General features: G+C 63.2%; 14 protein-coding genes. 4 read left to right on the top strand and 10 right to left on the bottom strand.

Annotation, left to right across the window (positions count from 1 at the left end; all coding sequences use genetic code 11):
• Window positions 1-3: 3 nt before the first annotated feature.
• The 3 genes from NLY33_RS26685 to NLY33_RS26675 form a co-directional block, all read right to left on the bottom strand.
• Window positions 4-816 carry a helix-turn-helix domain-containing protein gene (locus NLY33_RS26685; protein ID WP_023705421.1) on the bottom strand — a complete coding sequence of 271 codons (813 nt, stop codon included), beginning with the start codon at window positions 814-816 and terminating at the stop codon, window positions 4-6.
• A 226-nt stretch (window positions 817-1,042) separates the two neighbouring features.
• Window positions 1,043-1,921 carry a uracil-DNA glycosylase gene (locus NLY33_RS26680; RefSeq protein WP_023705420.1) on the bottom strand — a complete coding sequence of 293 codons (879 nt, stop codon included), beginning with the start codon at window positions 1,919-1,921 and terminating at the stop codon, window positions 1,043-1,045.
• 266 nt (window positions 1,922-2,187) lie between these two features.
• On the bottom strand, window positions 2,188-2,742 hold the full coding sequence (locus NLY33_RS26675) for a hypothetical protein (protein WP_032890987.1): 555 nt from the start codon (window positions 2,740-2,742) through the stop codon (window positions 2,188-2,190).
• A 302-nt stretch (window positions 2,743-3,044) separates the two neighbouring features.
• Here NLY33_RS26675 and NLY33_RS26670 point away from each other — a divergent pair, with 302 nt between their 5' ends.
• A complete protein-coding gene (locus NLY33_RS26670) occupies window positions 3,045-4,724 on the top strand; it encodes an electron transfer flavoprotein-ubiquinone oxidoreductase (protein WP_023705418.1) in 1,680 nt (559 codons plus the stop codon).
• Complete coding sequence (locus NLY33_RS26665) at window positions 4,721-5,467, top strand: DUF922 domain-containing protein (protein WP_348528043.1); 747 nt, start codon at window positions 4,721-4,723, stop codon at window positions 5,465-5,467. The genes NLY33_RS26670 and NLY33_RS26665 overlap by 4 nt, the downstream gene beginning before the upstream one ends.
• A gap of 25 nt (window positions 5,468-5,492) precedes the next feature.
• Here NLY33_RS26665 and NLY33_RS26660 read toward each other — a convergent pair whose 3' ends face one another.
• From NLY33_RS26660 to NLY33_RS26640, 5 genes are all read right to left on the bottom strand, one after another.
• Window positions 5,493-6,506, bottom strand: a complete 1,014-nt coding sequence (locus NLY33_RS26660; RefSeq protein ID WP_156932609.1) for an endonuclease/exonuclease/phosphatase family protein — start codon at window positions 6,504-6,506, stop codon at window positions 5,493-5,495.
• Between the two features lie 139 nt (window positions 6,507-6,645).
• Window positions 6,646-8,106 carry an AMP nucleosidase gene (locus NLY33_RS26655; RefSeq protein WP_023731828.1) on the bottom strand — a complete coding sequence of 487 codons (1,461 nt, stop codon included), beginning with the start codon at window positions 8,104-8,106 and terminating at the stop codon, window positions 6,646-6,648.
• Window positions 8,107-8,382: 276 nt separating this feature from the next.
• On the bottom strand, window positions 8,383-8,577 hold the full coding sequence (locus tag NLY33_RS26650; RefSeq protein ID WP_023670200.1) for a hypothetical protein: 195 nt from the start codon (window positions 8,575-8,577) through the stop codon (window positions 8,383-8,385).
• A gap of 39 nt (window positions 8,578-8,616) precedes the next feature.
• Window positions 8,617-8,769: a hypothetical protein gene (locus tag NLY33_RS26645; RefSeq protein WP_023670201.1), complete on the bottom strand. Its 153-nt coding sequence runs from the start codon at window positions 8,767-8,769 to the stop codon at window positions 8,617-8,619.
• Window positions 8,770-8,995: 226 nt separating this feature from the next.
• On the bottom strand, window positions 8,996-9,337 hold the full coding sequence (locus NLY33_RS26640; protein WP_023705415.1) for a DUF2147 domain-containing protein: 342 nt from the start codon (window positions 9,335-9,337) through the stop codon (window positions 8,996-8,998).
• A 440-nt stretch (window positions 9,338-9,777) separates the two neighbouring features.
• Between NLY33_RS26640 and NLY33_RS26635 the strand changes: the two genes are divergently transcribed.
• Together NLY33_RS26635 and NLY33_RS26630 are read left to right on the top strand one after the other, a co-directional pair.
• Window positions 9,778-10,044 carry an SEL1-like repeat protein gene (locus NLY33_RS26635; protein WP_006199745.1) on the top strand — a complete coding sequence of 89 codons (267 nt, stop codon included), beginning with the start codon at window positions 9,778-9,780 and terminating at the stop codon, window positions 10,042-10,044.
• Between the two features lie 386 nt (window positions 10,045-10,430).
• Window positions 10,431-11,552: an ABC transporter substrate-binding protein gene (locus NLY33_RS26630; RefSeq protein ID WP_023670204.1), complete on the top strand. Its 1,122-nt coding sequence runs from the start codon at window positions 10,431-10,433 to the stop codon at window positions 11,550-11,552.
• A gap of 66 nt (window positions 11,553-11,618) precedes the next feature.
• On the opposite strand, the gene NLY33_RS26625 is transcribed toward NLY33_RS26630, so the two are convergent.
• Entirely contained in the window at window positions 11,619-13,580 is a 1,962-nt protein-coding gene (locus NLY33_RS26625; RefSeq protein WP_023705413.1) for an acetyl/propionyl/methylcrotonyl-CoA carboxylase subunit alpha, read from the bottom strand.
• 49 nt (window positions 13,581-13,629) lie between these two features.
• Complete coding sequence (locus tag NLY33_RS26620) at window positions 13,630-14,007, bottom strand: hypothetical protein (protein ID WP_023684512.1); 378 nt, start codon at window positions 14,005-14,007, stop codon at window positions 13,630-13,632.
• Window positions 14,008-14,019 lie beyond the last annotated feature (12 nt).

Below are 14,019 nucleotides of genomic sequence, written 5' to 3'. Positions count from 1 at the left end.
GGCTCAGTTAGCTTCCGCACGTTCCTTCGCCAGCCGCACCAGCACCGCTCGCGTCTGCTCGTCGGCCGGGAAGAAAGACTCGATCGCCAGTTCCGACAGCGTCACGTCAAGCGGCGTGCCGAAGACGGTGATGGTGCTGATGAAGGACAGCACCTGGTCGCCATGCGCCAGCCGCAGCGGATGGACGATGCCGTTGGGCTCGACCCGCACCGGCCGCGCACCCTTGAGCCCGGACGGATAGGTTCGCAATTCGCGCTCCAGCTCGACCAGGACGGGATCGCCGGCGGCATCGTTCTGGTGTTTCAGCCGCTCCAGCAGATGCGCCCGCCATTCCGCGAGATTGACGATGCGCGGTGCGATGCCGTTCGGGTGCAGGCTGAGGCGCAGCACATTGACCGGCGGCTGGAGCAGCGACGGCTCGGCAACATCGGCCAGAAACGGGCCGATGGCGGCATTGGCGGAAATCAGGTTCCAGTGCCGGTCGACGGCGAGGGCGGGGAACGGCTCATGCCCTTTGAGCACGCTCTCGACCGCGGCAAGCGCCGGCGCCAGCGTCGTATCTGTGAGTGGCCGCTCGCTGAAGCTCGGGGCAAAGCCGGCAGCCAGCAACAGCTGATTACGCTGCCGCAGCGGAATCTCAAGCTGCTCGGCCAGATGCAGCACCATCTCGCGCGAGGGCGCGGCGCGGCCGCTTTCGACGAAGGAGAGATGACGCTGGGAAATCTCAGCCTCCATTGCGAGATCAAGCTGGCTCATGCGCCGGCGCGTGCGCCATTCGCGGATCAGGCCGCCGGCAGAGGTCTGGGGTGTTGTCATGGGTGAAAGGATTAGGCCGGGGTGGGCGGTATTTCAATTACCTCGGAGGTCATTGGCGCGGTTCTCCCTTCTCCCCCTGTGGGAGAAGGTGGCCGAGCGAAGCTCGGTCGGATGAGGGGTGTTCCAGGGAACGCCAACGTCTCACTCCGCTGGAACACCCCTCATCCGTCTCGGCGCTGCGCGCCGATCCACCTCCCCCCGCAAGGGTGGAAGGAAGAGGCGCGCCTCACCCCACCTCCCGCAACTTCGCCTTCACCTCGAGAAAGTCCCGCCAGGCCAGCTTCTTGTGCGCAGGGGTCCGCAAGAGATAGGCCGGATGCAGGGTCGGCATCGCCGGAATGGCGACACCGGAAGCCGTGGTGTGGACGCGCCAATTGCCGCGCAGGCGCAGGATGCCCTCGGTCGTGTTGAGCAAGGTTTTGGCTGATGGGCCGCCGAGATTGACCAGCACCCTCGGATTGACCAGCTCGATCTGCCGCTCGATGAACGGACGGCAGATCTCGGTCTCGTGCGGCGTCGGCGTTCGGTTGCCGGGCGGCCGCCAGGGAATGACGTTGGCGATATAGACCGAGGTGCGATCAAGCCCGATCGCCGCCAGCATGCGGTCGAGCAGTCTGCCGGAGCGGCCGACGAAGGGAAGGCCCTCAATGTCCTCGTCGCGGCCGGGCGCCTCGCCAACCAGCATCACCGACGCTTCCGGATTGCCGTCGGCAAAGACCAGGTTCTTGGCGGTGAATTTGAGGTTGCAGCCGTCGAAGGACGCCATGTGCTGGCGCAGCGCGTCGAGCGTCGAGGCGCTTGCCGCCATTTGCCGGGCAAGAGCCGCCTGCGCCTCGTCGGGCACCGTCGCGGTGGCCGGCACGGAGCGCGCCGGCGCGTCCGGCACCCGGCTCGCATCCAGACCAGGGCTTGCCGTGGCTTGTTCCGGTGCCTTGTTTTCGCGAGACGGCGCGGCAGGCGCCGTTGTGCGCTCGGGGCGCTTCGGTGCTGCCCCGGCAAACCGGTTCACCGGCGCGTCCTCCAACGCTTCGTCGACGCCGGCAGAGGCGTAGAAGGCGAGCAACTCGGCCAGGTCGGATCGGTTGTTGGGGGAGGCGGCAGTCATGCCGGGCACATTCGTCCGCCGAGAGACGATTTGCAAGGTTGGGCGGTTAGTAATCTCCCCCCTCGAGGGGAGATGTCCCCGAAGGCGACAGAGGGGGTCGGCACGACCGGACGCGGCCTGTCGGCGACAGAGGAGGTTGGCGCTCGACGCGCAGCGACCCCCTCTGGCCTGCCGGCCATCTCCCCCTCACGGAGGGAGATTACGCGCTCGTCGGCTTTCGCCAATCACGAAGGGCATTTCGTGGCGATTTTCACGGCGTCTGCCGCTTACCCCGTAGGAATCCGCGGATCCTGAACCAGATAAAACGTCCAGCGCGGCGTGTAGTCGGTGATCAGAAACTCGAAGCGTCCCCTCTTCAGCGGGTCGATCTGTCCACTCTTGAACAAGAGCCGGTCATAGGGTTCGAAATCGCGGTCGAAATCGGCGTACGCGTTCGACAGGATGTTGTCGGGCGTCTTGTTGCGCTGGTCGAAGGACAGGCCGTCGCCGAACACGCTCGGCTGGTTGAGTATCTCCTGCAGCTCGAACTGGAATTCGACCCAGGCCTGGCCGCTGTTGTTGAGCACCTCGATACGCATGTACAGGATGCCGTTGGCGAATTCGCCGTTGGTGCTGAACGGCTGGATCGGTTTGGTGGTGCGGATGGTGAGCGTCACCGGCGTCGACGAATTCAGCTCCTCGGAGATGACCAACGGATCTTCCTTGGTGCCGGTGCCCGAGGCGCCGGTGATGTGGAAACCGCCAAGCTCGTCGGAAAAGGAATAGGCGCCGGTCGCCCATACCTTCACCGGCTCGGCCTGAGCGCGAACCGGCGTAAGCATTGAAAGGGCGAGAAGGATCGCTCGGCACGTCCGGCCGGGCGGAAGGGGGAAGCGCGTCAATGAATAGCCGGACGGCGTGCGCATGGAAATAAGTATGGCCGATAAGAGAGCCGTCGAACAATTAAAATATGGGACGCTGAGCGCGGCCGCGCGCAAAACGCTTGCGGCAGAGTTGTTATCCGCGACTTTTTGTCGAAATCGGCATTGTCACGTCAGCGCCGGTTTCCTGTCGCGGATTGATGCGCTATGCAGCGCAGGAGCCAGCAAAATGCCGGAAACGGTTGGCCAGTGCGGAGGGGTTGATGAGCGAGATCGAACGCGAGAGCATGGAATTCGACGTGGTCATCGTCGGGGCCGGCCCGGCGGGCCTTGCCGCAGCGATCCGTCTCAAGCAGGTCAATCCCGAGCTTTCCGTCGTGGTGTTGGAAAAGGGCGGCGAGGTTGGTGCACACATTCTGTCAGGCGCCGTCGTCGATCCCATAGGCATCGACCGCCTGTTGCCGGGCTGGCGCGAGGAAGATGGCCATCCCTTCAAGACGCCGGTTACGGCCGACGATTTCCTGGTGCTCGGCCCCGCCGGCTCGTTCCGTCTGCCCAATATCCTGATGCCGCCGCTGATGAACAATCACGGCAACTACATCGTCTCGCTCGGCAATGTCTGCCGCTGGCTGGCAACCAAGGCTGAAGCGCTAGGCGTGGAGATCTATCCGGGCTTTGCTGCCGCCAGCCTCGTCTACAACGATGCCGGCGCGGTCACGGGCGTCATCACCGGCGACATGGGCGTCGAAAAAGACGGCACACATGGCCCGGGCTTTGCGCCGGGCATGGCGCTGATGGGTAAATACGTGCTGATCGGCGAGGGCGCGCGCGGTTCGCTGTCCAAGCAGCTGATCGCAAAATACAAACTGTCCGACGGCCGTGAGCCCGGCAAGTACGGCATCGGCCTCAAGGAGCTGTGGCAGGTCAAGCCCGAGAACCACCGGCCGGGCCTGGTGCAGCACTCCTTCGGCTGGCCGCTCGACCTGAAGACAGGCGGCGGCTCCTTCCTCTACCACCTCGAGGATAACCAGGTCGCGGTCGGCTTCGTCCTGCATCTCAACTACAAGAACCCCTGGCTGTCGCCCTTCGAGGAATTCCAACGGTTCAAGACGCATCCGGCGATATCGCGCACCTTCGAGGGCGCCAAGCGCATCGGCTATGGCGCGCGCGCCATTACCGAAGGCGGCTGGCAGTCGGTGCCGAAACTCTCCTTCCCCGGCGGCGCGCTGATGGGGTGTGCGGCGGGCTTCGTCAACGTGCCGCGCATCAAGGGTTCGCACAATGCGGTGCTGTCCGGCATGCTGGCGGCCGAGCATGTCGCGCAAGCGATCGGCTCCGGCCGCGCCAATGACGAGCTGTCGTCTTATGAGGACGCCTGGCGCGCGACCGATATCGGCAAGGATTTGAAGAAGGTCCGCAACGTCAAGCCGCTCTGGTCGCGCTTCGGCACCATTATCGGCGTCGGCCTCGGTGGTCTCGACATGTGGCTGAACACGCTGTTCGGCTTCTCGCCCTTCGGCACGCTGAAACATGGCAAGGCCGATTATGCCACGCTTGAGCCCGCGGCCAAGCACAAGAAGATCGCCTATCCCAAAGCGGACGGCGTGCTGACCTTCGACCGCCTGTCCTCGGTGTTCCTGTCCAACACCAATCACGAGGAAAACGAGCCGGTGCATCTCATCGTCGGCGACATGGGGTTGCAGAAGCGTTCCGAGCATGATGTCTTTGCCGGGCCTTCGACCCGCTATTGCCCGGCCGGTGTTTACGAATGGGTCGACAAGGACGGCAACGCCGCCGCCGATCCGTCTGCCAAAGATGTGCGCTTCGTCATCAACGCGCAGAACTGCGTGCACTGCAAGACCTGCGACATCAAGGATCCCAACCAGAACATCAACTGGGTGCCGCCACAAGGCGGCGAAGGCCCGGTCTATCAGGGCATGTGAGCCTCACCGACCGGGGCCGTCTCAACCAGCAAAAATGGCGGCGATGGCCGGGTTTACCAAGGCATGTAAGGCGCTCGGCGCCAAAGATTGTTGAAACCGTCGTCTGCTTGTGGTCTCATTGCCGCGTCCATGGGGAAAATGGCATGCGCGTGTTGGTCTTGTTTTGCGTCGCCGTCGTAAGCGCGGCCTGCGGCGTCGTCGGGACGGCGTCGGCGGGGGTGAAAACCGTCGTCAAGACGCGAACCTATGACATCACCGGCACGACAGGTGCCGGTCTGGTTATCGCCATGAACCGCAGGGGCCCCAAGCACGGTTTCATGACCCACGCCATCGCGCAGACAAGCTACACCGCCGACTGGAGCCTGGACGTGGGTCAGGTCAACGGCGTCTGCCGCCTGCGCCAGGCCAATGGAACGCTCAACATCGCCTACACCTACCCGCGCGTCGCCTCGGCCATCACGCCGGCGCTGCGCAAACGCTGGAACCGGTTTTTCACAGGCGTTCTCGCTCATGAAGGAACCCATGGCCGTATCGCCGGGCAGATGATGCAGGCTGCCGAGCGGTCGGTTCGCGGCCTGAAATTTGCCAACGATCCGCAATGCAACAAAACGCGCGTCGAAGCCACGCGGCGCTTGCAAGCCACTTCCAAGCTCTATGAGGCAAAACAGATCGCGTTCGACGCGCGCGAGCACAGTGAAGGCGGCCATGTCGAGCGCATCATCGAGGCCTTGGTAGGCTTGTGAAACCGTAAGCCCCGTGGCGTACGATCTAGCCGCCCATGCTGGGCTGGATCAGCGACACAGTCGCGGTAGAATCCTCGTCGACCGGCTTGGTCTCGTCGCGCATCAATGAAAATTCCACCATCACCGGCAGATGATCGGAGCCGGTCTCTTCCATCTGCGTCGACGACAGGATGGTCACCCCGCCCTTCGAAAACACCTGGTCGATCGGCAGGCCCGCATAGCGCCGCAGGAAATCGGGCAGGGTCCGGTGGATCCAGGTCGGTCCGGCCGACGGCATCACGGTCAGTCCGCCGAGCGAGGCAACGCGCCGTACCGCGGCGCTCCACGGCACGGCGTTGCAGTCGCCGGCCATGATCGCCGTCTCGCCGAGCGAGGTGAGCGTCTCGGTCAACTCGCCGATCTGCCAGTATTGTTCCTTCGGCCACGGCCAGCTCAAATGGATCGCCGCGACATCGACCGGAGTGCCGCCGAAATCGATGGTGGCGGCCGCCATCGCGCCGCGCGGTTCGCAATGCGGCTCGGTGCCGGCCGCAAAAGGTCGCCGGGACAAAAGCGCCACGCCCCACACGCCGTCGGGATGGGCGCACAGGATGCGATAGGGATAGGCGTTCTGGATATAGCCGAGTTCGGTCGCCCACATGGCCGATACTTCGTCGAGCGTGATCACGTCTGGGTTGGTCCTGGCGATCAGCGAAAGAACCTTCTTGGGTGTCGGATTGTTGAAACGCAGGTTCATCTGCAGCAGCCGGTAGACCGGTTCGTTGCCGGGCGCGGCGTCATTGGCGGCCTGCACCGGCCACAGGCGCGGCAAGGCGCTCAACGTGCTGGCGAAGGCGGCCACGGCCAGCAGCAGGCCCACGCCCGCCTGCAGGCGAAACGAGGTGGCGAGCAGCGGCAGCGCAATCAGCCCCATCAGCACGGCAAAATGGATGCGGAAATGGGCGAAGGAATCGAAGGCCGGATGCAGTGCGCCAAAGAACCCGGCTACAAGCGCGGCCGAGAGGCCGAGCATTGCCAGGAACGCCATTGAAGCCATCATCTTTCGCACGCGTGCCATCAGACCGGGTTTTGCCCATAGACCGGGTAATACATTGCCGAGGTATCAGGCCTTTATCGGCTGAAATGCGGCCCAATCAAGATGACGAAACGCCTCGCGGCAAACATTTACGGCAGCCGGTCTACTGAAAGGCCGTCTCCGAAAAGCTTCTCAGCTTGCGCGAATGCAACCGTTCCATCGGCATTTCCGCCAGCTTCTCCATCGCCTTGATGCCGATGGTCAGATGCTGCGCCACTTGCCGCTTGTAGAATTCGGTCGCCATGCCGGGCAGCTTCAACTCGCCATGCAGCGGCTTGTCGGAGACGCAAAGCAGCGTGCCGTAGGGCACGCGGAAGCGGAAGCCATTGGCGGCGATCGTGGCCGATTCCATATCGAGCGCGATGGCGCGCGACTGCGACAGCCGCTGCACCGGTCCGCGCTGGTCGCGCAGTTCCCAGTTGCGGTTGTCGATGGTGGCGACGGTGCCGGTGCGCATGATGCGCTTGAGATCGTAGCCGGAAAGTCCGGTGACTTCGGCGACCGCCTCCTGCAGCGCCACCTGGATCTCGGCCAGCGGCGGTATCGGCACCCACACCGGCAGGTCATCGTCCAGCACATGGTCTTCCCGGACATAGGCATGCGCCAGCACATAGTCGCCCAGCGCCTGAGTGTTGCGCAGGCCGGCGCAATGGCCGAGCATCAGCCATGCATGTGGCCGCAGCACCGCGACATGGTCGGTGATCGTCTTGGCGTTGGACGGGCCGACGCCGATGTTGACCATGGTGATGCCGCCATGGTTCGGCTTCTTCAGATGATAGGCTGGCATCTGAGGCAGGCGCGGCGCCGCCACGCCTTCGCTGGGTGCGTTTTGCCCTGCCTTGGTGATGACATTGCCCGGTTCGACGAATTCGGTATAGCCGTGGCCGCCTTCAGCCATCTGGGCCCGCGCGCGGGCGACGAACTCGTCGATGTAGAACTGGTAGTTGGTGAACAGCACGAAGTTCTGGAAATGCTGCGGGCTCGTCGCCGTGTAGTGCGTCATGCGGTGCAGCGAATAGTCGATGCGCTGCGCCGTGAACGGCGCCAGCGGCCTTGGTTCGCCGAACGCGACCTCGAAGGTGCCGTTGGCGATCTGGTCGTCGGTGCCGTCAAGATCCGGCACGTCGAACAGGTCGCGGATCGGCCGTTTGATGCGGTCGGCGGCGGCGCCATCGACATGGGTTCCTTCAAGGAACGCGAAATGCAGCGGGATCGGCGTGGTCGATTCCGAAACCGTTACCGGCACGCCGTGATTGCGCATGATCAGGCGAAGCTGCTCTACGAGATAGCGTTCGAACAGCACCGGCTGGGTGATGGTGGTCGAGAAATGCCCGGGGGTCGGCATGTGGCCGTAAGCCTGGCGCGAGTCGATCTGGGTGAACGAATTGGTGGTGACGCCGATCTCTGGGTAGAAGGCGCGGTAGCGCTTGCTTTCGTCGCCGCCGGCGGCAAGCGTGGCAAAGGAGTCGCGCAGAAACTTGGTGTTGCGGTCGTAGAGCACCTGCAAGGCGGCCACGGCCTTTTTGGCGTCGTCGAAGCTCTGCTTGCCGAAAGGCTCCGGCATGACGACCGATTCGATAGCTTGTGGGTAGATTCGCTTTTCCATGGCTCAATATAGAGACTTGAGGCCGCACTTGGGAGGGGAGGATGGCCGCCAAGTGGTCGATTTATTCGTCCACGCCCAAGGTGTGCTGAGATTCAGGTAACGCTGAGCCGGAGTCGAGCCGGGCGCGAAGCGACCAAACTGGTTGGCTTCGAGAACCGGAGCGGAGCGTACTCGAAGCATGTGAGCACCAAGGCCGCCACTTGCAGGCCGGCATCACCTTAATACCGGCACACCTTACCCGCGCTGCAGACTGACCAGCAAGACAAAGCCGACGCCATGCTTCTTCGTCGCCGGCGCGTCGATCGTCGTGTCGGCATTGGCCCGCATCATTGGCATGGCCAGGACCGGCGCCGACAGCACGACCAGGACGAGCGCCGCCCGCGGCAGGAGCCGAAGGGTCTGGAGGGCGTTGATGGCGATGCGGTTCATGGCTTTTGCTTTTCTGTTTGGATCTATGTCTTTGTCGTCTCAGGGGCGAAAATGGTTCATGCAATCGAATTGGCAGGAACTGGCTGCATCCCAGGAACGCGCCGGACGGCCGGATTCGGCCACGAGGATGGCGAAGAGCATCCCGAACAGGCTCATCAACAGGCAGACGATGGTGAAGCGGCGAGCGAGCATTTGCGGAGTGTCTCCTTGAACACGCCATCAAAATGCCCTGATGCGACTGAACCGGCGCTGATGCCGGCGTTCATCTGCGGTTCAAAGTGATTGACGAGGTCTTAGAGAGAGCGTCGGTTCGGGTTTGCGCCGCCGCAAACGGCACGGTCGTCGCTATGGCGCGGACCGTCCTGCAAAAGAAAACGGGGCCTGTGAAGGCCCCGTTGGTCAACTCAAAGCAGCAAGATCAGAGCTTGTGCCAGGTCTGGCTCTTGCAGATCAGCCCGCCGAGCACGCAGCCGCTCATCTTGAGCGAGGTGCCCGACAGTGTTGCCTTGCCCGAATAGGTCTTGTCGTTTGCCGGATCGGTGATGTTGCCGGCATATTTGTTGGCCCCGGCCGCCTTGAGCGAACCGATGGTCTTCCCGGCATATTTGCCGGTCTTCAGGGTGATGGAGAATGAACCGCTGCCGCCGATAACTGCTGTGTCGCCGGCTTGTGTCTTCCAATTGCCTTCGATCGGATCGGCCCAGGCCGCACCAGCCATCATCACGGTGGCCGCCAGGGCCAAGCTCACTTTGCGAAACATATCTGTCCTCCCTGGTGTTAGGTGGGGCAGCCGCCTCTCTGCCCCTTACGCAAACGTAAGCTAATCCAGCTCCCGGCAAAACAAAAGCGGGTGCCGCGACGGAAGGTTTCGCAATTTTCATGCGGGGTCGGGAGAGCGCAGCCCGTGAAAATGAAACGATCGAGGCGTTGGCTTTGGTTTGCGTGGTTAGCAGAGTGTTGATCGGCGTCTTGCAAATTTTCGTCAAATCGATCGAAAAACGGCGGGATTGCTGACTTTGTATCCTTAACGAATTTCCGCGTTTACCTCTTGTTTTAGCTTTGTTTTCTCCAAATTAAGCACGCCATTTAACGACGGATTCAAGGCTCGGCCTCATTCTCGGAAGCATCGAAAGAGCGGCTCCCCGGGGAACACCGGGGGACAGAAGAGGCCCGCTCTCGGGAGCCAGACAGGGGACTAAAATGGCACGTTTTGAAATGCTTGAAGCCGGCTTCGGCGCCATGGGGGCAACTGCCCAGGCCGACATTCTTTTCGAACTGGGCATGATGTACGCGACCGGCCGCGATTGCGAGACCGATGTCGTTGCCGCCCACAAATGGTTCAACATCGCCGCCATCAAGGGCTCGGTCCGCGCCGCGGAACTGCGCTCGGAACTGTCGGCCGCAATGTCCAAGGTCGAGATCGCCAAGGCGCTGCGCGAAGCCCGCGAATGGATGACGATGCACTGAGATCGCGAGCAGATTATCGCAGGCAGATTATCGAAAACAGGGAAGCCCCGGGATCAAGACCGCAAAGACGGTCGGAACCGGTGAAACGACAAGGCCGCGACAAGACGGCCGACCATGAAAGAACAAGAACGCGGCAGGCGGGCACGGTCCAGTCGTGCACAATGGGGACGGCGGGCAGGTTTTGGTGGCGCGGGGGCGCATGGGGACTGCTACGAGCAAAAAGCCACGACCGGCCGGAACAGGCTGGCGTGGCTTTTTGCGTTGATGAGGCCCAATCGAGCGGCGCCGATGCGCCTAGACAGGCCCAATGAAGGATGAAATTGTCCCGCCTTCGGAAAGAAGCGCGGCCAGAGCGGCTGCGCGAGTGTGGGAGGAGTTCTATCACCATGAAAAAAATGGGTATTTTGAGCGCGGCCGTATTTGGCCTGATGATGAGCGCGCCGGTTGCCTTTGCCGATGACATCACCATTTCGGTGGTCGGCCCGATGACCGGACAGCTCGCCACGATCGGCGACCAGTTCAAGCAGGGCGCAACGGCAGCCGCCGACGCGATCAACGCCGCCGGCGGTGTCAACGGCTCGATGATCAAGCTCGACATCGAGGACGACCAGTGCGATCCCAAGCAGGCGGTTTCGGTGGCCAACCGGATCGTTGCCAACAGCGTCAAGTTTATCGACGGCCATGCCTGTTCAGGTTCGAGCATCCCGGCTTCCGCCGTCTACGCCGAGGCCGGCGCGCTGATGATGAGCCCGGCCTCTTCCAATCCCGAGCTGACCGATGCCGCCGCCAAGGCCGGCTGGCCGACGATCATGCGTCTCTATACGCGTGACGACGCGCAGGGCGCCTTCATTGGCCCGTGGATCGCCAAGAAATATGCCGGCAAGAATGTCGTTATCCTGCATGACAAGAGCGCCTACGGTCAGGGCGTTGCCGATGCCGTGAAGGCGACGATGAATGCCGGTGGCCTCAAGGAGATCGACTATGAAGGCATCAATGCCGGCGAGAAGGATTATTCGGCTCTCGTCACCAAGCTGAAGGACCTCAAGGCCGACGTTGTCTATTTCGGCGGCTATCACCCGGAAGCCGGGCTTATCCTGCGTCAGTCGGCCGAGCAGAGCGTCAAGTTCCAGCTGATCATGCCGGACTCGATCGCCTCGCCGGAATTCTGGCAGGTCGCCGGCCCCGCCGGTGAAGGCACCCTGTTCGTCTTCCCGTCGGACCCGCAGGCCAAGCCGGAAGCCAAGGAGGCCATCGCCAAGATCAAGGCGGGCGGCTTCGTGCCGGAAGGCTTTACGCTGTTCTCCTACGCCGTCGTTCAGGCGTTTGCAGAGGGCGTCAAGCGCGCCGGAACGGACGATCCGGTCAAGGTAGCCGAAGCGCTGAAGAACGGCACGCCTTTCAGCACCGTGGTCGGCGACGTGACCTTTGATGAGAAGGGCGATCTGAAGAACGCCAGCTACGACATCAACCAGTGGCATGACGGCAAATACGCGCCAATCGCGCAGTAATCGTCCGCGTACTCAAGGAAATGGCCGGGCTTGTCCTGGCCATTTTTCGTTCAAGCCTCCAGCCGGCTATGCAGCCTCTTCGACGAAGCGCACCAGCACCGTTCCGTCGGTGACCTGCGCGCCCTCGGTGGCGATTTCCGCGATCACGCCGTCATGGCTGGCCGCGATCGTGTGCTCCATCTTCATCGCTTCCAGGATCAGTAGCGGCTGGCCCTTGATCACCCTTTCGCCCTTTGCCGCGCGCACCAGCTTGACCACGCCTGGCATCGGCGCGCGCAGGCTGCCGGAAGCGGCGGCCGCCTCGTCGGTGCGCGCCAGCGGATCCGGGACGAAGAAACTGTAGCCGACCGCGCCTTCGAAGACGGTGACGTGGCCTGGCCAGCGGGCAAGGCGAGGGGCGGCGCGAAGATCATGCGAATTGACGCTGTCATAGGGCGCGTCCAGCGCCACCTCGAAGCGCCCGTCCGGCCGCACTGAAACACGCGCCAGTATATCGTCCTCGCCATGGCGCAGGCGCGTGCGGCGCGCAATGCTGTGGAAATGCGCATAGCCGGCAAGCGACGACCACGGATCGTTCGACGGCGGCAAGGCACCGGCGCCCGCCGCGGCAAGGGCCGCCGCGGCAACGATCTCGCTGCGCGGCGGGGCGACCGCGGTCAGCGCTTCCTGATGCCTGCCGATCAGGCCGGTATCGACGTCGCCGGCCGAAAAATCGGTGTTCGCGGCAAGTGCCGCGAGAAAGGCGGTGTTGACGGTCGAGCCGGCAATCTCGGTCTGCGACAACGCAGTCCCGAGCGCATCGAGTGCCGCCTGCCTGTCCTTGGCGTGGACGACCAGCTTGGCGATCATCGGATCGTAGAAGGGCGAGATCGCATCGCCGGCCCGCACGCCGGTCTCGATGCGCATGCTGGCGCCTTCGGGCGCGTTGTCGGGAAACGCCAGGTGATGCAGCGTGCCGGTCGCCGGCAGAAACCCTTTCGCCGCTTCCTCGGCATAGATGCGCGCCTCGAAGGCGTGGCCGGAAAGCGTGATTTCGCTCTGCGTCTTCGGCAGCTTTTCGCCGGCGGCTACCCGCAACTGCCACTCGACCAGGTCGGTGCCGGTGACCATTTCGGTGACGGGATGCTCGACCTGCAGGCGGGTGTTCATTTCCATGAACCAGAAACGGTCGGCCTTCAGCCCCTGCGAGGCGTCGACGATGAATTCGATGGTGCCGGCGCCCGAATAGCTGATCGCCTTGGCGGCCTTGACCGCCGCTTCCGTCATCGCCTTGCGCAGCGCCGGCGTCATGCCGGGCGCCGGCGCTTCCTCGATCACCTTCTGGTGGCGGCGCTGCGCCGAGCAGTCGCGCTCATAGAGATGCACGGCATTGCCAAAATTGTCGCCGAACACCTGGACCTCGATGTGGCGCGGCTTGTCGACATATTTTTCGACCAGCACGCGATCGTCGCCGAACGCGGCCTTGGCCTCGCGCCGTGCGCCTGACAGCGCTTCCGAAAAATGTTCGGGATGTTCGACGCGGCGCATGCCCTTGCCGCCTCCGCCGGCGCGCGCCTTGATCAGCACGGGATAGCCGATCTCACGCGCCTTGGACGCCAGCAGCACGATCTCCTGCGCCTCGCCATGATAGCCCGGCACCACCGGCACGCCGGCCTTTTCCATCAGCCGCTTGGCCGCGTCCTTCAGACCCATGGCGCGGACCGAGGCAGCCGACGGGCCGATGAAAATCAATCCCGCCGCCACCACCTGGTCGACGAAATCAGGGTTTTCCGAGAGAAAGCCGTAGCCGGGATGGATGGCCTCGGCGCCGGTCGCCAGCGCCGCCGCAACAATCCTGTCGCCGCGCAGATAGCTTTCGCCGACGGGCGAGGGACCGATATGCACCGCCTCGTCGGCCATCTCGACATGCAGAGCCTCGGAATCCGCGTCGGAATAGACGGCAACCGTGCGCACACCGAGCCTACGTGCGGTGCGGATCACCCGGCAGGCGATCTCGCCGCGATTGGCGATCAGGATCTTGGCGAACATGGAGCCTCCCGGGTTTGTCTCGGGCGGCGCCGGTCTGGCAGGAATGAGCCTATTTCGAAGCCGCGATTTTGCAGCCGCCGCTCGCGGTCTGAACCTTCCACTTTTTCAGGCCAACCTGACAGCTTCGCAACGCCAACTCTTCCGCGGCCTTCTGAGATGGCGCGTTCAGCCGCGCACCGCAGATGATGTAAAGATCGTCGACGCGCGAGTAGAATGTGGTCGCGTAGGCCGAGTGGCCACTCGCCGCGACATAGGCGTTGTACGACTTCGTGCAGGGCTCCTTTGGATTCAGTGACAACGGAGGCCAGAATCGGGTGTCTCCCTTGCTGCCCGCCAGCGATCCAGCCGCTCCGATACCGGGTGCCGTAAATACGAGCAGGCCGGCAAGCATCGATACAGTAATTCGTTTGATGCGTGTCGATTTCATCTTGCGCCGCCC

This window comes from Mesorhizobium sp. C432A (assembly GCF_030323145.1).
In the GTDB taxonomy this organism is placed as follows: domain Bacteria; phylum Pseudomonadota; class Alphaproteobacteria; order Rhizobiales; family Rhizobiaceae; genus Mesorhizobium.
Note: the sequence above shows the minus strand (reverse complement) of the source record. Positions and strands in the feature narration are given on the sequence as shown.